We start from the raw sequence: 18,912 nt of genomic DNA, 5'->3' as shown, positions 1-18,912 counted from the left end.
TGCGGTTCAGCAATCAGCCCGCATTCAAAGCAGACGACCGTTGGGCATAATATTCGCGGCATTCGCGCTCCCGGCCCCGGACTACGCGCTTACCTTGCAGCGGGCCTTTGGTTTCGGTAACGACGGTATATTGCCCTTCATGATGCTGGTCGTCATAAAAGTAAATGACGACCCAATCCTTGATCTGGTTGAGCTGATGGGCGCGCGGCGTGTTCGAATACAAGGCCGTAAAATGCCAGCCGTTGCGGGTCTTGTGCATGATCGGCAGCCAGGCCTCGCCGGACGGGTTGAAGCGCCTGGGCGCGATTTTCGGCAGTTCTTCCTCGTCGGCTTTGGTCAGGTAGAGAAAATCGATTTCCAGCAGCAATTCGATCGGCACCTCGACGGCAGGCGCTTGCAGTCTTTTGCGTGGACGGCGATAGCCCAGGATGCGGTCCAGCCAAGCCTGGATCATTTCGGTTTTGTTTCTGCTAAAGCCTGGCACGGCCGCCAGCCGTCCTTCATGCGCGGCCATTTCCAGTTCCTCCAGCGTATCGACATGCAGCGTTTCTATCAACCGATGCGCCAGGGTCGGGCCGATGCCCGGAATCTGTTCAAACAGTTCGATGGGATCATGGCCGGTTCTCAGGCTGTCCAGCCGGCTCATACGGCCTGTGGTCACGTATTCACAGACCGAGCGGGCAATGCCAGCGCCGATGCCGGGCAGTGCGTCCAGGCCGTCAATGCCCTCCTTTTCGACGATCTCGGACACCGGCCGGTCGAGTTCGTCAATCGTGATCGCGGCCCGCAGGTAGGCGGTCGAACGAAACGGATTGGCCCCCTGCTCTTCAAGCAGTCTGGCAATCTCTCTCAATCTATCGGAAACTTCTTTATTTACCATCATAAAGCAACCCTCCGGCCATTATGGCCTGTGACTTTGAATCGCTGCTTTAAGTTCTGATCGTAGCAAGAACGGCATTAATTTTTACGGGCTGCAAAACGAACCGGGGCCTTACAGTGTCAGATTGAAGCTTTGATGAGCAAATTTACCGCATAGCACCAGAAATAATAAAATACGATCAAATTCATCATTTCATAGCGAGGCACAGATAATGACCAACAAGTCACCCACGATATCCAATCCTTCCGTTATCGTCCCGGTCAATCCGGCCATCGAGAACTATATGCGCAGCCTGACCGGCCCTACCGATCATCCTGTGTTAATTGAAATGGAGGAGTACGCGAGGCAGAATAATTTCCCTATCGTTGATCGTCTGGTGGGTATTTTTCTGGAAACGCTGGCGAAAAGCATCGGCGCCCGGCGCATTTTCGAATTCGGCAGCGGTTACGGCTATTCGGCTTACTGGTTTGCGCGCGCGACAGGCCTTGAAGGCAGGGTGATCTGCAGTGATGGCGATGCCATCAACCGTCAGAAAGCGCATGGCTATCTCAGCGCCGCCGGTTTATGGAACAGGATTGATTTCCATACCGGGCTTGCGCAGGATATCTTCGCGCAAACCGAAGGGTTGTTCGATATCTGCTATAACGACGTCGACAAGGGCGATTATCCGGAAGTCTGGAGAATGGCCAGAGACCGCATCCGCCCCGGCGGCCTGTATATCGCCGATAATGTGCTCTGGCATGGCCGCGTGGCCGCGGAAAATTTTGTCGACATTGTGCCGGGCTGGACCGAGGCCATACAGGAGCACAACCTGTTAATCTTCAACGATCCCGATTTTGACAGTTTTATCAACCCGACACGGGACGGCGTGCTCGTCGCGCGTAAAAAGACGGCTTGAAGACAAGACACAGATGGCTGACTGTTCAATCATGGTTCTGCATGGCCTTGGACAGTTGCCGCATCTGTCCGGAATCAAGCCATTTTTTGCACCAGACATTAAGTGCGCGCGGATCGCCTTGCATCAGTTTGAACTCTTGCCGGGCCAGTCCCGGCTGTTCTGTGGGCCACCAGGAATGTATTTCCAGTTGTCGTTGCAAATACTCGCGAGCGGCTTCATAACTGGATTCGGTTATTTTCGTGTTGCGTGTCGCCATCTTGATCACCTATTTATGCAGATTGTGGTCTGGATAAATTTTATGATTATTGGAATCTCAAAAAAACATCAAGTTCCTGATTAAAGAGAGTTTATTTAAACCCTTCCTATCAATCTTTTCTACCTTGAATAGAATGTCTGACAACCTGTTTACCATCAACAATTTAATCTGATGCGCATCCTTCTAGCCTACATCAGTATCATTTTAATCTGGGCCACTACGCCGCTGGCTATCAAATGGAGCGGTGAAGGTCCGGGCTTTTTGCTCGGTGCGACGGGCCGCATGAGCATCGGCATCGTCTGCGTGGCCATGCTGCTGTTGCTCAGGCGGCAGCGCCTGGCCTGGCATAGCAAGGCCAGGCGGACTTATCTGGCTGTGGCCCTGCAAATCTATTGCTCCATGCTGGCGGTTTACTGGGCCGCGCAGTTCATTCCTTCCGGCTGGGTTTCGGTGATATTCGGCTTGTCGCCGTTGATCACGGCGTTGCTGTCGGCGATATGGCTAAAAGAACGCAGTCTGACGCCGGGCAAATTGCTGTCTTACGGTTTCGGTGTCGGTGGCCTGGCTGTCATGTTCGGTTCGGCCTTGCAACTCGGACAGGAGGCAGCGCTGGGCATTGCCGGCGTGCTGGTTGCCGCCCTCCTGCAATCGGCCAGCGCCGTCTGGGTGCAGCGCATTCAGGCGAAACTGCCGGCATTGTCGCAGGTGGCCGGCGGCCTGCTGCTGGCCGTACCGGCTTATTGGCTGACCTGGCGGCTGGCTGACGGGCAATGGCCGGCGTCATTGCCGCTTGCCAGTCTGGCTTCAATCATCTATCTGGGCGTTATCGCGACAACCATCGGCTTCGTGCTTTATTACTATGTGCTAGCTCACTTGGCCGCAACGCGCGTCGCCCTGATTACGCTGCTCTCGCCGGTGCTCGCGCTCATGCTGGGCCATACGGTCAACCATGAACCGCTGACCATGAAAATCGCGGCCGGCACGGCGCTGATCTTATCGGCGCTATTCATGCATGAGTATTTCGACAGAATGGTGGGTTATCTGGTCAGAAAAACGACGTCAAAGCGCCTGCGTTCTTCGGCGTGACAGCTTGCCCGTCCGAAACTAATCCGGCCGGCTATCTGTCTTTAATAATTGAAGCTCAATTCATGAACTTAACAGGAGAAGCTGAAATGAAAATGTCAAAAATAGACAAAGTACTGGTAGGTGAAGCTCTTGTAGGTGAAGGTAATGAAGTGGCGCATGTCGATTTGGTCATGGGGCCGCGGGGTAGTGCTGCGGAAACGGCGTTCTGTATTGCGCTGACCAATCAAAAACGCGGGGATAACGCTTTATTGGCGCTGGTAGCTCCCAATCTCATGGCCAAGCCCAATACCATCTTGTTTAATAAAGTGGAAATCAAAGACGCGAAACAGGCCACGCAAATGTTCGGCCCGGCCCAGCGAGGCGTCGCCAAAGCAGTCGTTGACAGTGTAAAAGCCGGCATCATACCGTTGGAAGAAGCCGGCGATATCTTTATTAGTGTCGGCGTTTTTATTCACTGGGACGCTAAGGACGACGATAAAATTCAGGATTGGAATTACGAAGCCACAATGCAGGCAATCAAATGCGCAGTTGAAGGCAAGCCGACGCCAGAGGAAGTGATCGCTCAGGAAAATGTCGTGCACCATCCGCTGGCGGCTCATGACTGATCGGCCTTGCGGTCACGCTTCCAGGCGCCGTATGAGCCATATCTATTAGTGTCATAACCACGAAGAACACAGAGAGCGAAGCTCAACCTTGTTTTTCTTCGTGGTTCGCTATTCAATTTATTGACTACAGACTATCATATTCATCATTGACTTCATCGTGCTTGATATGATGCTTTTCATCAACGGCCTTGATAGCCAAGTTGCACAAAAAGCCCACCACCAATATCCCGGCCATAATATGCATGGTCATATTGTAGGCATCGGCCTTGGCAACGCCCTGCGCAATCTGGCTTTCGCGCAGATAATTGACCAGCACGGGACCTGCGACGCCGGCCGTCGACCAGGCTGTCAGCAATCTGCCGTGAATCGCGCCGACGTACTTGGTGCCGAAAATATCGGCTAGATAAGCCGGTATGGTTGAGAATCCGCCGCCGTACATGCTCATGATGACCGCATAACAGGCGACAAACAGTGCGACATTGTGCATCTGACCGGTATAAGGCACGCTGGAATACAGAGCGCAGCCCAGAACGAAGAATATGAAATAGGTATTTTTCCTGCCCAAGTAATCGGACAGCGTGGACCAGACAAAGCGCCCGCCCATATTGAACAAACTCAGGAGGCTGACAAACGCCGCGGCCCTTTCGGGCGTGAACTGGTCTTTGAACATCTCCTGACTCATGGCCGAAGCCTGGCCCAGCACGCCGATGCCTGCCGTCACGTTCAGGCACAATACCAGCCATAGCAGGTAAAACTGCGGGGTTTTCAGCGCCTGATCAACATGCACGTGATTGTTCGTGATCAGCTTGCTTTTTTTGACTGATGGTTGAAAACCTTTCGGCATCCAGCCTTCAGTCGGTAGCCGGATCGAAAACGCGCCCAGCATCATGATAATCAGATAAAGCGCGCCCATCGTCATGAAGGTTTCCGCAACGCCGACCGATGTTTCTGAAGCGAAATGCTTCATCAGAAACACCCCCAGAGGCGCACCGATCATTGCGCCACCGCCGAATCCCATGATCGCCAGCCCGGTCGCCATGCCGCGGCGATCGGGAAACCATTTGATCAGCGTCGAAACCGGAGAGACATACCCCAGCCCCAATCCGATACCGCCCAGAACGCCATAACCCACATACAGCATCCAGATCGCATGCAGCCAGACGCCGGCCGCGGAGATAAAGAAGCCGCTGCTAAAGCACAGCGCGGCGCAGAACATCGTGACACGCGGTCCGACTTTCTCCAGCCATTTTCCCGCAAAAGCCGCCGACAGCCCCAGAAACACGATGGCGAGACTGAAGATCCAGCCTAGCTCTGTCAATTTCCAGTCCTCGGGCAAGGATTCGGTTATGCCCAGTACTTTGGTCAATGGCAAATTGAATACGCTGAACGCATAAACCTGCCCTATGCAGAGATGTACAGCCAGGGCCGCAGGGGCAACCAGCCAACGATTAAAATCCGATTTTGCAATCGTCCTGTCTCTTGACAAAAAAGACGTCGCCCCCGTTGTGTTCATAAATTTTTCTTCCTGTTTTTTATTTGCTTTTATATGAAGGCCGGCATGAATCCAGCAGACAATAGACCTCCGACGCTAACGCGACGGAGAATTTGGGACAGCTATTTTACTGCACGCGGCTATATTTTTAAATTTATGCCGAAAGGAGGCGGTTACATTTTGAATGGGCTTTGGAAATATTGGCGGCAAGGTACGGCTTGAAAAGCTTTGTAGGGTACGCACCGCGTACCTTTCCGCTTGTGGTGTGCCGAAAAACCCTGAACAGGTACGCGATGCGTACCCTACAGTGGATTTCGCTTTGATTTTGGCAGGGCAGCGGGACAGTCCGGGCTGCTAAACCCAGCATTTCGAATGCCGCCCATGCTATGTATACTTTGGTTATTGAGCGGCATCAGCAAAAGATGTTTTGTTGACTATATTGAGCTTGTCGGATTCGATTCCGATCAAGAGATCGCCCTTCAGCAATCCGACCAATTCCCTGCCGGCCATGCTAAAGCGCCAGCCATGCAGCAACGGACAGTCGTCATCCTCATTGAACAGCAGCACTTCCAGATCTTTGCGTGTGGCAAGGATGGTCGGATTCAACGAATTTTCCTCGGCCCGTATTCTGACCAATGCCGTTAAAATGTCCAGTATGGCTTCCTGCTGTTGTGTCTTTCTGGCAGGCCTGCCTTTCTCGTTCAGAGGGATAGGCGGACGCTGCCTGGCTTCATTGATCAACTGGCACAGCACTTTTCCGTAACGGTTGACAGTGCGCTCATTGATGCCCCGCACCTTGGCCAGAGCGTTGACGCTGTCGGGCTGAAGCTTGGCCAGCTCAAGCAAAAGATCATCGCGCATGAGCCAGCTTCTGGGCCTGTCTTCAGTCTGCGCGGTACGTTCGCGCCACTCGCATAATGTCTGAACGATCGACAGCTGTCTGCCTGTCAGTTTATTTTTACCTTTGACTTTCAGCCAGGCTTTTTCCGGCGAGACCAGGTAAAGTTCAGAATCTTTCAATAACTCAAAATCACTTTTCAGCCAGTCCAGACGTCCAAGTTCCTGAAGCTTTTCGCACATGATCATGTAAACCTGACATAGATAAATCACGTCATCGGCGGCATAGCGCAACTGTTCCTCGCTTAAAGGGCGCACGGTCCAGTCGGTGCGCGTATGGGCTTTACTGAGATTGATATTCAGGAAGCTCGAAACCAGCATGGCATAACCGGGATTATCCTGAAACCCAAGCAGGGGCGCGGCTATTTGCGTATCGAAAATCGGCTCGGGAATACATCCTTTTAACTGATAGAAAATCTCCAGGTCCTGCCGGCTGGAATGAAAAACTTTGACGATGGAAGGATTGTACAAGACATCGAAGAGTTCGCTCAAATCAGGCAATGCGATAGGATCGACGCAAGCCACCCACTCGGGCGTAGCGATCTGCAACAGGCAGAACTTTGGAAAATAGGTTTTTTCTCTTAAAAACTCGGTATCCAGTGCCAGCCAGGGCTCTTTTAAAATTTGCTGACACAGGGCGCTCAGCTTTTCCGGGGTATCAATATATTGAATAGTAGTCATAGTAATTACAATAACAGCTTTTTGTTCTTTAACCTACTTTTGGCGCCGAATTTGATCTAATACGCTGCATATTTGCAGGTTGATGGTAAAATTTTTTTATTTAATAGTCTGCCGATATGAAATACCGCATTATTCCCGTCACGGCTTTTCAGCAAAACTGTTCTTTACTGATTTGCGAGCGAACCGGCAAGGCCGCTGTCGTCGACCCGGGCGGCGATGTCGATTTGATTCTGGACGCCGTCAAGCAAGAAAAAGCGGTGCTGGAATCTGTCTTGCTGACCCATGGTCATCTCGATCACATCGGAGGCACTTATGAACTGGCCTCTTTATTCGATATTCCTATTATCGGTCCTCACCGCGATGACCAGTTCTGGATTGATGCAATTGCGGCTCAATGTCAGACTTTCGGTTTTCCTGTCTGTCATGAATTTACGCCGACACGCTGGCTGGCGCATGGCGATAAGGTCTCATTCGGCGAAGAAATGCTGGAGGTCCTGCATTGTCCGGGACATACGCCCGGCCATGTGGTTTTTTACCACCGTCAATCCCAACTGGCGATTGTGGGCGACGTGTTGTTTAGAGGATCAATCGGCCGAACCGATTTTCCTAAAGGCGATTTTCATACATTGATCAGTTCCATAAAAAACAATTTGTGGCCTTTGGGTGAACAGGTCGCATTTATTCCCGGCCATGGCCCGATGTCTACATTTGGCGAGGAAATGCGCCATAACCCTTATGTCGGTATTTAGCAGCCTACGCCGGATAGATCCGAACTTTGGCTATCCGGCTGAGGATTACGCTGGCGCGCCCCCCGCCGAAAATTGCTTTTTCCGCGCTTTTTACCGCTGCGCGCTTTTATCCGCGCGATGTTCAATTTTTGTTGATTGATTTCCACCGTTTTCAGGTGCTGGAATATATCCGGCGGCATACCGGCCGGTAATTCAATAATAGTATATAAACCGTGTATATCCACCCTGTTGATATTATTTTTATCAACACCGGATTCTTCAACCAGCACCTTTTTGATTTCTTCCGCTGTAACCTGATGGATTCGCCCTACATCCAGACGATAACGCACCATCTTGATGGGCGGCAGATTAAGCGGCGGCAATATCCTTATCGCTGCCTTTTGCTCTTCCCGTGAAGCAGCTGGAAGTCTGGCTGCCTCCGGCTGATTTAAATACACCAGCGCCGCAGCGCAATCCAAGATATCCGCATCCAGTTCAGCGGCTATAACGCTGAGTAATGCGCGATAGGGCTCCAGATTCTCGCTGTTTAGAATCTGCTGCAAGCGATTTTTCAACGGTTCGGTTTGGCTGATCGGCTCCGCCGTTATACTATTCCTGTCATTCATCCTGTTTTACAATCGATCACTGTTAATCGCGATACTTTAGAGCCTATCCTGATAAATTTCCACAAATGCTTCATCACGCAGCCTGCGCACCCAAAGCTCGGTTTCTTCTTCAATTTTCCGTTTGCGTATGGCGTCCCTGACCAGATTCTTTTTGAACTCGGCACTATTGTCTTTGTTTTCCCGATCCAGCACTTGAATCAAATGCCAGCCGAACTGTGTTTGCACAGGCTCGCTGACTTCATTGACGGACAGTTTTGTCATGGCTTCCTCGAACGGCTTCACCAGATCGCCTGGTCCCACCCAATCGAGGCCGCCGCCTTTTATTGCCGAGCCTTTATCATCAGAATGAGCACGCGCCAGCGCTGCGAAATCCTCGCCGTTGGCCAGCCGCTCTTTTAGTGCGAGCAGGCGTTTTCTTGCTTCCGCATCGTCAATTAATTCATTGGTTTTTATCAAAATATGACGGACCTTGGTTTTGGTTACCATATGGTGATCCAAGGAACCTTTCTGCTCCAATAACTTGACGATATGAAAACCGCTGGGGCTGCGGATAGGATCGGCTATATCGCCCGGCTTCATTTTACCGACCTCCTCGGCAAACATGGTCGGTATATCGCCCATGGACCGCCAACCTAAATCACCGCCTTTCAGGGCATTGTCGCCATCTGAATGAGTCATTGCGGCTTCGGTGAAGTCCTCGCCCGCGCGCAGTTTTTCAACCAGACCATCGGCCTTAGCCTTGGCCTTTTGTATTTCCTTCGCGGATGCGGCTTCCTGAACGGCGATCAGTATATGGCCGAGATGATATTGGGTAGACTCTTCGCCAATCTTGTCCTGCGTTTCCATGTAGTGCTCGACCTCTTTGTCGGTCACTTTAATGCGTCCGCCTATTTCCCTGCCGCGCAATTGGCTGATAATAATTTCATTGCGTATATTGTCCAGAAAGCTTTGATAGCTGATGCCCTGCCTTTCCAGTTCGGACCGAAACTCAGGCAGGTCCATATTATTTCTTTGGGCGATCTCGGCTGCCTGGCTGTTCAGCATTTCCTCACCGACCGTAATGCCGGCTCTCTCGGCCAATTGACGTTGCAGCTTATCGACAATCATTCTTTCCAGCACTTGCTTGCGCAGGATAAAACTCGGCGGCATAGCGGCGTTGGATGCCTCGATCCGCTGCCTTACAGCTGCCGCCTCCCGCTCCAGTTCACGGTCAAGAATGACATCATCCTCAACGACGGCGATAATTTTGTCCAGCACTTCAGCGTGCGCGGCATAACTGCTGAAAAATAAACTACACAACAGTACAGGTACAATCAATCTTTTCATATTTTCTGAAAATTATTTTTCCGGTTTCCGATAACCATAAATATTCTGCTGGAAGAACTCATCCAGTTTTTCTCCAACGCCGGTCAAGCCTTTAAGCTCTACTTGGAAGAACACGCCAGTCTGGCTTTCACCTTCTACATCGAGCGCGCTTAACTCAAGATCACTGACAGCCGTATCGCCAAATGCATTAACGATGGCACTGTTAACCCAGCGACGACCGATCAGGCGGAAACGCCAGCAACAGTTTTCTTTTTCGATGCCAATGAAGCTCTCCCGCGTGGCATTATTAAGCAAAGAGTATTGCCAGCGACCCACCGCATACCAGTCATTGTATACAGGCCAATGGAATGAAATGTCACTCTGGATAATATCATTCCGCCGGTCAGGAAAAGTCACTACCGTATTTTTTCTATACCGATAACCTAAATTGATAATCTCATCAGGCTGATTGATATAGTGAAGCGTGACGTCGCCTCTGACGACGTCGTTTATATCGGGATTCCATTGAAGACCGCTGTCAACCGATAAATGATCCGTAAACTGGACATTTAGTTCACTCACCAAGTTCGAAAAGTTGCCGGTTTCAATCGGCCTGTTAATTCTGCATAATGGCGAGTAATAGTTACCGCCGCATAAACCGACTTCTCTATCCCGGAAATAGAAAATCTCGCCGATATCGAATCTTAGCCTTTGTTTGCCGGTTTCAGGATCAATCAGACGCGAAGTAATGGCGGCTGAAACCTGGTTGGCATCTTGTACCCTGTCGCTGCCGCTGAAGCGGTTCTCTCTAAACAAGCTGCTGAAATTGAAATCATAGAGCGAAGTATCGAACAATGGAATATTGTCCTGATTTTTCTTAGGAATATACAAATAGAATAACCTCGGCTCTATCGTATGTGTAAAAGCGCTTCCGCCAAAATCGAAATCGCGCTCAAAAAACAGGCCGCTGTCGACAGAAGCTATAGGCAGCGCTCTGGAGATGGAATCCGGCTGGCCTTGATTTATCGGTTGCTGCTCGCTTAACTCATATTGCGTGTACTGAAAAGAAAGCCTGGGCTTTAAAAAAGCACCGGCAGTTTCCATCGGAAAGCTGACTGACGGCTTAACGTTAAATCGCTGACCATTGACCAGTTTTTCATGCTGAAAATAAACAAATTCGGCGTTCATACCCGTATCGAGCGGCATGAAATCGAAGCTTCGATTCAGGTTCAATATACTCTGAGGCAATCGCCGATAAGGACGATTCTGCGGCGCTATGACTTTATCAATATTTTGATAATTATCCACGCGATTGATGAAAGAGACGCCTTCATTAATGTATTTGATATCTGCCTGACTATATAAATAACTTAAGTTGGTCAAGCTTACCGCATTGCCTAATTCATTGAAGTAGTCCTTGTCGGATACATAATTGAGATCAATATGTGAACTGATATGCTTCGTAAACCGAGCATCGTTCAAAAGTCTTGCAAAGTACCGGGATTCATCGCGCAAGGAATCGTCAGGCATAAATTCGAGACTTGCCTTGCCCCTTGTCATATGGGTCAGATAACGGAAATCGCCTGCCAGTAAAACGCCTCTTTTTGTCAGATAACGAGGCCTTAAAGTCGCATCATAATTAGGTGCGATATTCCAGTAATAAGGCACTGAAATATTAAATCCGGCGTCCTGCGTACTACCAAAAGAAGGCGCCAGAAAGCCCGATATCCTTCTGTCATCGATAGGAAACGAAAGATAAGGCGAATAAAATACCGGCACGCCTTTAAATTCCAGCCAGGCATCGTTGGCCGAGCCTTTACCGGTTGCATCGCTCATTTTAAGTTCGGACGCATGGACCACCCAATCCTGATTGCCGGGGCGACAACTGGTGTAGGCAACATCTTTATAGCGCGACAACTCCTTGCTGTCGCGGTAGACGGCTTTCGCCCGCCCTCTGATCGGTGCTGCCGGCGATATAAACACCGTATCCCTTAATTTGGCCTGATCGGTAGCTAAATTGAGCATGGCCGTATCGCTGTATAAAGCCAATTCATCTTCGCTGTAATACACATCGCCTTGCAGGTCAACTGTTTCCGAAACCGTATCATAAGTCGCCGTATCCGCCAGGATATGCTGATCGGCTCGGTGGATCTGGACATTGCCCCAATAACTGCTGATTTCAGTATCGAAAAGCTCCGAATAGTCCGACCGGACCTCCAACGGTGACGTTTCGCGCAGGTGTTTTTCCGGCACAAACTGCGGCGATACCGGCGTATCGACCGAACAGTTTGCCCACGGATCATATTTCAGCTGCGTCTGCAAAGTGTTAAAGACCCGCTCCTGTTCTGAATCGAAAGCCGGATCCAGCAGACGGAATTGATGTTCATCCGCAGCAACAACCTGCGCCTGGCCTTTTGGATCAGTGCCGACCAGGTTACAGCTCCAGTTCTGATTCTCCTCGCCAGGCGCACAACTCCATCCCGGTTGCAGCTGCTTTTCAGTAACTCTGGCAGTTTTGTTTTCAGTACCTTTTATCTCAACCGGAACAGGCTCGTTGGCATCAGTGATGACCGGGCGCTTGACTACAACCTGCCGCTTATCCTGTTCGTGTATCACCGGCTGTTCATTTTCCACGGATTCGGTCTCAGCCGGCTTGACATCTTCATCGGGCTTCGCCAAGGCCGGTTCAGCATCTTGGACGGGCTCAGGCATAACGGGTCGGGTTGCTTGAGCGGGCTCGGGGGCAGCCGGCTGCTGCACACTCTGAATAGGCTCGGGAATTGTCGAAGGCTGCGCTTCCTTAACTGGCGCAGTCTGAGCCGGCGCCTCGCTTGCTTTCTCGGCGGGTTTTGCTTCACCCACGCAAACCCACCCCTTGCCGTCTTTGCTTTGTTCGCAATTCCAGGCTGCTTCGTTGGCAGAACCGGCAGATGTGTAGAGAGAGGGTAAAAAGACCAGGAATAGGCGGCGACGCATAGAGGATATAAGTTTAGTAGCTTAATGAATCACAAATCGAATAAAATGCTGAATTAGACATTTTACCTTAATTTGCCGCAGCATTATAACTAAACTCCACTATTCTACATGATGCCTGAAGACTTAAGAGCACTATCCATGCTCGACTGGCTCGAAAATGATCTGCTATTGGATATCCATTCTTGTGAACCCGCCTCCAGTGACGCCAGCTTCCGACGCTACTTCAGAATTAAAGCGCCGCAAGGACAATTCATTGTCATGGATGCCCCGCCGCCCCAGGAAAAGGTCGAGCCCTTCGTCAGAATTGCTGACCTGCTGGCGCGTTCCCAGGTCAATGTGCCTACGATATTCCGGCAAAACCTCAGTGACGGATTTCTACTGCTTGAAGATTTCGGTTCGCAGTGCTTTCTCGATCAATTGAATGAAAATACTGCTGCCGGTTTATATCAAAGCGCTTTCGACAGCCTGTTCAAACTGCAAGCCAATACGCCGCAGCTCGACAGCGGACTGCCGGCCTATGACAAGCCGTTGCTGAAGAGAGAGCTGGCCATTTTCGACGACTGGTTCTTGGACCAGTCACTGGACATCGCCATGCCTGAGCCGCTACGAAGCAGCCTGCATGACATACTGATCGCATCGGCACTGGAGCAACCGACAACGTGCGTCCACCGCGATTATCACTCGCGCAATTTGATGGTGCTGGACGCCGATTCGCCCGGCGTGATCGATTTTCAGGATGCCGTTATCGGGCCAGTTACCTATGACCTGGTGTCGTTGCTGCGCGACTGTTATATAGCCTGGCCCACATCACAGATTGAGCAATGGATGACGCACTATTACCAGCGACTCCTGCAGGCAGGCCTTATCGATTGCGATCTGCTTCGCTTTAAACGCTGGTTCGACCTGATGGGCATGCAGCGGCACCTGAAAGCCATCGGCATCTTTTCGCGCCTGCATATCCGGGATAACAAATCCGGTTACCTGAAAGACATACCTCGCACGCTGAATTACGTCACCGTCGTTTGCGCCGCTTATCCTGAGCTGGCCGATTTTGGACGGTTTCTTCACGAACAGGTCTTGCCCAAACTATGAAAGCCATGATTTTAGCGGCCGGGCGCGGCGAAAGAATGCGCCCTTTGACCGACCATACCCCCAAACCCCTGCTGACCGCGGCCGGCAAGCCGCTTATCGAACATACGATCGCGCAGCTCGTAGCGGCGGGCTTCCATGAAATCATCATCAACCACGCCCACCTGGGCCGGCAAATTGAAGAGCGTCTCGGCAACGGCGATCAGCTCGGCGCCGTCATCAGCTATTCGCCCGAAGGCGAAGAAGGCCTGGAAACAGCCGGAGGCATCATCAACGCCCTGCCCTTATTGGGCGATGATACCTTTTTAGTTGTCAACGGCGATATCGCCACAGACTTCCCGTTTGATGAACTGAAAAGCCTGAATATTGATCTGGCTCATCTGATTTTAGTCGACAATCCTGAGCACAACAGGCAGGGAGACTTTGGCCTTGACAGTGCCGGCAATGTCATTGAAAGCGGCGCCGAGAAATTCACTTTTAGCGGCATTGGTCTCTATCGGCCTGAACTATTCAGCAATATGCCGGTCGGAAAAATAAAACTGGCGCCATTACTGCGAGCAGCCATGTCGGAAAGCAGGGTATCAGGGCAAAAATTTAGCGGCTTCTGGATGGATATAGGCACGCCGCAGCGCCTTAAAGAACTGGACCTTTACTACACGCAAAGAGAGAGCAATCATGCCTGATCATATTTATAAAAAAATAGAACTGACTGGCTCCTCAACCGTCAGCATGCAGGAAGCCATCGAAAACGCTATCAGCAAGGCTTCCCAAACCCTTCATGACATGCGCTGGTTTGAAGTCGTCGAGACGCGCGGCAATATAGAGAACGGCAAGGTTGCCCACTGGCAGGTTACTATAAAAATCGGATTTGCACTGACCGAATAACGATATTAACTGTCGCGCTTTCGTCTAATTTGGGAAAGACAGTAAACTGTTCGCTTATTGTGATTGATAGGCTTATGCCATAAGCCTATCCAATCGCATTGCAGTGCAAGAACTGGCTTCGCTGTTCGATGCAGAACAGAAACTGGCTGATCCCCACAGCGTCAGGCCGGGCATTTGCCGAAACGTTTAGTCATACAAAATAAGGCAAACTTTCCGACGGCACCACGTTGCTCACATAGAGACAGGGGCTCCGCAGATTTGAGTGATCGCGACATTTGCCGCCAGCCTGGACTAGGGACACATAAATGAAACAAGCTTTAGAAAAATAACGTCTCCTGACTCAAGCTAGTCTATACTTTTAAGCAGCGCGCGGACCAGCTTCAATCACTTTTTATGCCTTGTTGGCGACCGAAGTCGCCTTTACAGGCATTAAATAGTTTCTCTTCTTTTTAGATTTCCTGCCCCGCCTTCTCGCCAATCTCTCCAGCGATGCTCTAATTCCTTCATACCTGCACTGTATCGCCTAAAGTACCTACTCTTAGTGCTTTATTGCCTACATCCTTATAGGCATCCTGGTTGTAAAATGGATATTTACGACAGAACCTCAGATAATCCCAATCCTATCGAATATCATTACTTACTCTTAAATTTATTCAGCAATTACAATTAATTAAATATTGCCAGTTTTCAGAAATTGAAAATAATTGACTCTTATCAATTTTAAGAGTAAAAAAATAACGACGAAAAAATTTATTAAGTATTGGTATTTTATATCCCAGTTTTCTTGATTCAACCCGCTCTTGCGGACATGGCATATACAGCAATTCGAGAATGTCAACAACAATGACATAGTATTTTAATAATAAATAAAAAACATATTTATCATTATTTTCAAAATAGTGGGGCTATTTGTAACGTAAGTCTGAATCCGGCTGCTGGCAGGATTAAATTTAAAATTAATAAAAAAACTTACGATCAATTTAAATCTCTGATATTCATTAGCTTAGCAGGCAGGATATCGGGAGTTATGTAATGCGGAATATAATTGCCGTGTTCTTAGTATGGATTTTAATTGAGTTTTAGTATTTTTTATTAATACATATACTGTTTATATATCCAAAAATAAGGTTTTATAAGACGGATTTTTTAGATGATCTCGCACGCATTAACTATTGTAATCAACGAGATGAACCGGCACCTTGATGATGTTTTTCAAATGGCTATGCCCGCTGTCGGCGTAGGTAATTTAGCGGAAGGGTTTGTCAGCGGTTCCGGAAATAACGGGGTTGCGAGAGACATGCTCATCTTATCCATAATTAATATCAGGGAAGAAAAAGCACTAAAAAATCTGCCCAATTATGTGAGCGATAAGGATTTACTAAAAGTCAGATATGAGAACGCTCCTGTTTTTCTCAATCTCCAGATACTGGTTTCAGCCACTCACACCAATTACAGTGATGCGTTATTGGCACTGTCCAGAGCCATTTGTTTTTTTCAATATAAGAACGTCTTCACGCAAGACAACGTATCCCCCAACTCAATAACAGCCAATGCGCCCAATAACCCTCTCGATCAATTGCAATCGTTTAAATTGATCTTTGATTTATATTCCCCTTCAATGGAGGAGGTAAATCATTTATGGGGAACGCTGGGAGGAAAACAGTACCCGTTTGTTATATATATGCTGCGCATGCTGGATATGAAGTTCGCTGCGGTGCAAAGCGAAGCCAAGCTTGTCACTGAAGTGGCCAGGAAACTCTCCCACAAAGAACCGGCAGCAGAATCATGAGCGCACGTTTAAACCGCTGCCAGCCATTATTTCAGGCACATATTCTTCATCATTGCGGGCTGAATGATGCCAGTGTGCCGTTTGATACTGTTGAATCCGAGCCACTGCCGCTGATTTCTTTGACCATGCCGGTTCAAATCAGCGCAAAAACAAGGCCGTCTCAAGGCTTAGGAATATCCCAACCCGATGTAATTGGTCCACCCGAAGCGTCAGGACTTAGCTCCGCAATCTTTGGATAATTTAAAACTAAACGGTGAAAAACATGGCAACAGCTTATAAAACCCCCGGAGTCTATATCGAAGAAATTTCCAAGTTTCCCCCTTCAATCGCAGGGGTGGAAACCGCGATTCCCGCCTTTATCGGTTATACCCAAAAAGCGGATAAGCTGACGCCGGGCGATTTGCTCAATAAGCCGACCAAGATCAGCTCGATTGCCGAATACGAGACCTATTTCGGTTCTGGCGCCACCCCGAGCGTTGCTGATGTCCGCCTCGACGACAACAGGAATTTCAAATCGGCTAGCCTCCAGTCGGTGTTTTATCTCTACGACAGTCTGAGGCTGTTTTATGCCAACGGCGGCGGCGATTGCTACATCGTGTCCGTGGCCACCTATGATTCGGCCGCCAAAACCGCCGGCGAATTCACCGCCGCCGGCAAAGGGATCGCCGCGCTGGAAGCGGTCGACGAACCGACCATTCTGGTTTTGCCCGACAATTCACTGCTCACCACTGGCACCGACTTCTACACGGTTTATAGCGCCGTGCTTGCGCAATGCAACAGTTTAATGGACCGCATAGGCCTGTTTCACCTCAAGGAAAATGATCCCAAAGGCAGCGAATTCCGCTCGAATCTCAGCAACGAAAACCTGAAATACGGCGCGTCCTACTCGCCTTGGCTCACGGTCAATTTTCCTAAAAATCTGCAATACCGTCACTTCAAGGATGTCTTGTATGTCGGTTCGACAAAATTCAAGCTGGCTGACCTGATCAGCGACAATGCCACCAAAACCCTGATCGGCGAGTACGATCAGATCATCGCCGACGGCAGCACCATTGCCACTGCCACCCTAGCCCTGGCAACGCCCTCCAAAACGTTGCGCGATCAGTTCACGGCCCTGGAAGGCGCTTACCAGGCCAACAAAACCCCGCCAAACCTGGGGGCGCTGGTCAACTTCATCTTTGAAGTGGCGCGGAAACTGGATGTCCTGGTTGGCGCGGCGGCCGGCTCGGCAAGCAACACCAGCTTTAAGAACGATCTCAAGACTTTGATCAGCTCAACGCTGAAAGCCACTTACAGCAGTCTGATCGGTTACGACAAGGAATTGGCGACGAAAATCAGCAGCAATGGCTACACTGTCCGTTTCAGTACCGGCACCGTGCCCACAGCGGCGGAATGGGGGGGCATTTTTGCGGATAATCCGGCAGTGCCCGCCAGCAACATCATCCCGGCTTCAGCCGGCAACAACGCCGAGCGCATGGAAGCTGTGATTCCGGCACTGCGCAGCGTTTTCGAGCAGGTCAATAATGCCTGGCTCGTTAACGTGGTCGCCGGCGCGCAGGTGCTGGAAAAGCAAAAACATGACGCCTTGCAGTCGGTATCACCGTTGTACAAGTCGATCCTGGCCGGACTGCAAAACAGTAACACCAACATTCCGCCTTCAGGAGCCGTAGCGGGCATTTACGCCTATGTCGACCGTACCCGCGGGGTCTGGAAGGCGCCGGCCAATGTCGGCATCTCAGCTATCATCGGCCCCAAGGATACGTTTACCGCATCGGAACTGGACGCTCTCAATGTCGACGTCAATAGCGGCAAGTCGATCAATGCCATCCGCAGCTTCACCGGCAAGGGCACCTTGGTTTACGGCGCGCGCACTCTGGCCGGCAATGACAATGAATGGCGGTACGTCAATGTCCGGCGCTTTTTCAACTTTGCTGAGGAATCGATCAAAAAAGCGACCGAGCAATTTGTATTTGAACCCAACAATGCCAACACCTGGGTACGCTTGCAGGCCATGATCGAGAACTTCCTGACAGTGCTCTGGCGCCAGGGCGCATTGCAGGGCATCAAGCCGGAGCACGCGTTTTATGTGGCCGTGGGACTGGGTAAAACCATGACGCCGCTGGACATTCTTGAAGGGCGCATGATCATCGAAATCGGCATGGCCGTCGTTCGCCCCGCTGAATTCATCATTCTCCAGTTTTCGCACAAAATGGCTGAATCTTAAGCAACTGTACTAGAACGATTTATTATTTATCAAGCACATAAGGATAAACATCATGGCACAAGAATATCCAATTCCCCGATTTCATTTCCAGGTCGACTGGGGCGGTGCAAAAATGAGCTTCACTGAAGTGACCGGCCTTGTCATGGAAAGGGAAAAAATCGAATACCGGCACAGCGACAGTAAAGACTTCAACAAAATCAGCATGCCGGGCATGGTCAAGAACAACAATATCACCTTGAAGCGCGGAAAATTCGAAGGCGATTTTGACTACAACACCTGGCTGGAAGAGGTCGCCAACGAGCGCGTCAACGGCCGGCGCGATCTGGTGATCCGGCTGCTGAACGAGAAGCATGAGCCAGTCGCAGCCTGGGCCGCCACCCGCTGTTTTCCGGTCAAGATCACGGCGCCCGATCTGAAATCCGATGCCAACGAAATCGCGGTGGAAACCCTGGAAGTCGCCCACGAAGGACTGAAGCTGATGAAGGTGTAACCGGT

Annotated in this window: 18 protein-coding genes; 11 read left to right on the top strand and 7 right to left on the bottom strand. The window is 50.3% G+C overall.

What is annotated here, in order from left to right:
- Window positions 1–13 precede the first annotated feature (13 nt).
- Window positions 14–883, bottom strand: a complete 870-nt coding sequence (locus tag IT781_RS09815) for a helix-hairpin-helix domain-containing protein (protein ID WP_228779051.1) — start codon at window positions 881–883, stop codon at window positions 14–16.
- A 208-nt stretch (window positions 884–1,091) separates the two neighbouring features.
- Between IT781_RS09815 and IT781_RS09810 the strand changes: the two genes are divergently transcribed.
- Window positions 1,092–1,778, top strand: a complete 687-nt coding sequence (locus tag IT781_RS09810) for an O-methyltransferase (RefSeq protein ID WP_194969977.1) — start codon at window positions 1,092–1,094, stop codon at window positions 1,776–1,778.
- Window positions 1,779–1,803: 25 nt separating this feature from the next.
- Here IT781_RS09810 and IT781_RS09805 read toward each other — a convergent pair whose 3' ends face one another.
- Window positions 1,804–2,034 carry a hypothetical protein gene (locus IT781_RS09805; protein WP_228779050.1) on the bottom strand — a complete coding sequence of 77 codons (231 nt, stop codon included), beginning with the start codon at window positions 2,032–2,034 and terminating at the stop codon, window positions 1,804–1,806.
- Between the two features lie 171 nt (window positions 2,035–2,205).
- On the opposite strand from IT781_RS09805, the gene IT781_RS09800 reads away from it, so the two are divergent.
- A complete protein-coding gene (locus IT781_RS09800) occupies window positions 2,206–3,120 on the top strand; it encodes a DMT family transporter (RefSeq protein WP_194969975.1) in 915 nt (304 codons plus the stop codon).
- 92 nt (window positions 3,121–3,212) lie between these two features.
- Window positions 3,213–3,725 carry a formaldehyde-activating enzyme gene (fae, locus tag IT781_RS09795; protein ID WP_194970008.1) on the top strand — a complete coding sequence of 171 codons (513 nt, stop codon included), beginning with the start codon at window positions 3,213–3,215 and terminating at the stop codon, window positions 3,723–3,725.
- Between the two features lie 124 nt (window positions 3,726–3,849).
- Here the strand turns inward: fae and IT781_RS09790 are convergent, their stop codons facing one another.
- Window positions 3,850–5,238 carry an OFA family MFS transporter gene (locus tag IT781_RS09790; protein ID WP_194969974.1) on the bottom strand — a complete coding sequence of 463 codons (1,389 nt, stop codon included), beginning with the start codon at window positions 5,236–5,238 and terminating at the stop codon, window positions 3,850–3,852.
- Between the two features lie 378 nt (window positions 5,239–5,616).
- A complete protein-coding gene (rnd, locus tag IT781_RS09785; RefSeq protein WP_194969973.1) occupies window positions 5,617–6,795 on the bottom strand; it encodes a ribonuclease D in 1,179 nt (392 codons plus the stop codon).
- Window positions 6,796–6,911: 116 nt separating this feature from the next.
- Between rnd and IT781_RS09780 the strand changes: the two genes are divergently transcribed.
- The gene (locus IT781_RS09780) at window positions 6,912–7,544 is read left to right on the top strand and encodes an MBL fold metallo-hydrolase (protein WP_194969972.1); all 633 of its coding nucleotides are present in this window, start codon (window positions 6,912–6,914) and stop codon (window positions 7,542–7,544) included.
- On the opposite strand, the gene IT781_RS09775 is transcribed toward IT781_RS09780, so the two are convergent.
- From IT781_RS09775 to lptD, 3 genes are read right to left on the bottom strand one after another with little or no spacing between them, the layout of a single operon-like run.
- Window positions 7,541–8,149, bottom strand: coding sequence for a DbpA RNA binding domain-containing protein (locus IT781_RS09775; RefSeq protein WP_194969971.1), 609 nt, complete (start codon window positions 8,147–8,149; stop codon window positions 7,541–7,543). The genes IT781_RS09780 and IT781_RS09775 overlap by 4 nt on opposite strands.
- A 36-nt stretch (window positions 8,150–8,185) precedes the next feature.
- Window positions 8,186–9,475: a peptidylprolyl isomerase gene (locus tag IT781_RS09770; protein WP_194969970.1), complete on the bottom strand. Its 1,290-nt coding sequence runs from the start codon at window positions 9,473–9,475 to the stop codon at window positions 8,186–8,188.
- A gap of 12 nt (window positions 9,476–9,487) precedes the next feature.
- Window positions 9,488–12,430: an LPS assembly protein LptD gene (gene lptD / locus IT781_RS09765; protein ID WP_194969969.1), complete on the bottom strand. Its 2,943-nt coding sequence runs from the start codon at window positions 12,428–12,430 to the stop codon at window positions 9,488–9,490.
- 138 nt (window positions 12,431–12,568) lie between these two features.
- Here lptD and IT781_RS09760 point away from each other — a divergent pair, with 138 nt between their 5' ends.
- The 7 genes from IT781_RS09760 to IT781_RS09730 all read left to right on the top strand — a co-directional run bounded on the left by IT781_RS09760 (window position 12,569) and on the right by IT781_RS09730 (window position 18,907).
- On the top strand, window positions 12,569–13,522 hold the full coding sequence (locus IT781_RS09760) for an aminoglycoside phosphotransferase family protein (protein ID WP_228779049.1): 954 nt from the start codon (window positions 12,569–12,571) through the stop codon (window positions 13,520–13,522).
- The gene (gene murU, locus IT781_RS09755; RefSeq protein WP_194969967.1) at window positions 13,519–14,202 is read left to right on the top strand and encodes an N-acetylmuramate alpha-1-phosphate uridylyltransferase MurU; all 684 of its coding nucleotides are present in this window, start codon (window positions 13,519–13,521) and stop codon (window positions 14,200–14,202) included. Before IT781_RS09760 ends, murU begins: the two co-directional genes overlap by 4 nt.
- Window positions 14,195–14,404, top strand: coding sequence for a dodecin (locus IT781_RS09750; RefSeq protein ID WP_194969966.1), 210 nt, complete (start codon window positions 14,195–14,197; stop codon window positions 14,402–14,404). The genes murU and IT781_RS09750 overlap by 8 nt, the downstream gene beginning before the upstream one ends.
- Window positions 14,405–15,554: 1,150 nt before the next feature.
- Window positions 15,555–16,193 (top strand): DUF4255 domain-containing protein, encoded by a 639-nt coding sequence (locus tag IT781_RS09745; RefSeq protein WP_194969965.1) that lies wholly within the window; start codon window positions 15,555–15,557, stop codon window positions 16,191–16,193.
- Window positions 16,190–16,432 (top strand): hypothetical protein, encoded by a 243-nt coding sequence (locus IT781_RS09740; RefSeq protein WP_194969964.1) that lies wholly within the window; start codon window positions 16,190–16,192, stop codon window positions 16,430–16,432. Before IT781_RS09745 ends, IT781_RS09740 begins: the two co-directional genes overlap by 4 nt.
- A 23-nt stretch (window positions 16,433–16,455) precedes the next feature.
- Window positions 16,456–18,417 carry a phage tail sheath C-terminal domain-containing protein gene (locus tag IT781_RS09735; protein WP_194969963.1) on the top strand — a complete coding sequence of 654 codons (1,962 nt, stop codon included), beginning with the start codon at window positions 16,456–16,458 and terminating at the stop codon, window positions 18,415–18,417.
- Between the two features lie 52 nt (window positions 18,418–18,469).
- Window positions 18,470–18,907, top strand: a complete 438-nt coding sequence (locus tag IT781_RS09730; RefSeq protein ID WP_194969962.1) for a phage tail protein — start codon at window positions 18,470–18,472, stop codon at window positions 18,905–18,907.
- The last annotated feature ends 5 nt before the right edge of the window (window positions 18,908–18,912 follow it).

It is taken from the genome of Methylobacter sp. BlB1 (genome assembly GCF_015476545.1).
Taxonomy (GTDB): domain Bacteria; phylum Pseudomonadota; class Gammaproteobacteria; order Methylococcales; family Methylomonadaceae; genus Methylobacter.
Note: the sequence above shows the minus strand (reverse complement) of the source record. Positions and strands in the feature narration are given on the sequence as shown.

Excerpts from the sequence above, each read along its gene's own strand:
- lptD (WP_194969969.1), bottom strand. The coding sequence starts at position 12,430 with ATGCGTCGCCGCCTATTCCTGGTCTTTTTACCCTCTCTCTACACATCT.
- IT781_RS09735 (WP_194969963.1), top strand. The coding sequence starts at position 16,456 with ATGGCAACAGCTTATAAAACCCCCGGAGTCTATATCGAAGAAATTTCC.
- IT781_RS09800 (WP_194969975.1), top strand. The coding sequence starts at position 2,206 with ATGCGCATCCTTCTAGCCTACATCAGTATCATTTTAATCTGGGCCACT.
- IT781_RS09780 (WP_194969972.1), top strand. The coding sequence starts at position 6,912 with ATGAAATACCGCATTATTCCCGTCACGGCTTTTCAGCAAAACTGTTCT.
- IT781_RS09745 (WP_194969965.1), top strand. The coding sequence starts at position 15,555 with ATGATCTCGCACGCATTAACTATTGTAATCAACGAGATGAACCGGCAC.
- IT781_RS09750 (WP_194969966.1), top strand. The coding sequence starts at position 14,195 with ATGCCTGATCATATTTATAAAAAAATAGAACTGACTGGCTCCTCAACC.
- rnd (WP_194969973.1), bottom strand. The coding sequence starts at position 6,795 with ATGACTACTATTCAATATATTGATACCCCGGAAAAGCTGAGCGCCCTG.
- IT781_RS09770 (WP_194969970.1), bottom strand. The coding sequence starts at position 9,475 with ATGAAAAGATTGATTGTACCTGTACTGTTGTGTAGTTTATTTTTCAGC.
- fae (WP_194970008.1), top strand. The coding sequence starts at position 3,213 with ATGTCAAAAATAGACAAAGTACTGGTAGGTGAAGCTCTTGTAGGTGAA.
- IT781_RS09815 (WP_228779051.1), bottom strand. The coding sequence starts at position 883 with ATGATGGTAAATAAAGAAGTTTCCGATAGATTGAGAGAGATTGCCAGA.
- murU (WP_194969967.1), top strand. The coding sequence starts at position 13,519 with ATGAAAGCCATGATTTTAGCGGCCGGGCGCGGCGAAAGAATGCGCCCT.
- IT781_RS09740 (WP_194969964.1), top strand. The coding sequence starts at position 16,190 with ATGAGCGCACGTTTAAACCGCTGCCAGCCATTATTTCAGGCACATATT.
- IT781_RS09810 (WP_194969977.1), top strand. The coding sequence starts at position 1,092 with ATGACCAACAAGTCACCCACGATATCCAATCCTTCCGTTATCGTCCCG.
- IT781_RS09790 (WP_194969974.1), bottom strand. The coding sequence starts at position 5,238 with ATGAACACAACGGGGGCGACGTCTTTTTTGTCAAGAGACAGGACGATT.
- IT781_RS09805 (WP_228779050.1), bottom strand. The coding sequence starts at position 2,034 with ATGGCGACACGCAACACGAAAATAACCGAATCCAGTTATGAAGCCGCT.
- IT781_RS09730 (WP_194969962.1), top strand. The coding sequence starts at position 18,470 with ATGGCACAAGAATATCCAATTCCCCGATTTCATTTCCAGGTCGACTGG.
- IT781_RS09760 (WP_228779049.1), top strand. The coding sequence starts at position 12,569 with ATGCTCGACTGGCTCGAAAATGATCTGCTATTGGATATCCATTCTTGT.
- IT781_RS09775 (WP_194969971.1), bottom strand. The coding sequence starts at position 8,149 with ATGAATGACAGGAATAGTATAACGGCGGAGCCGATCAGCCAAACCGAA.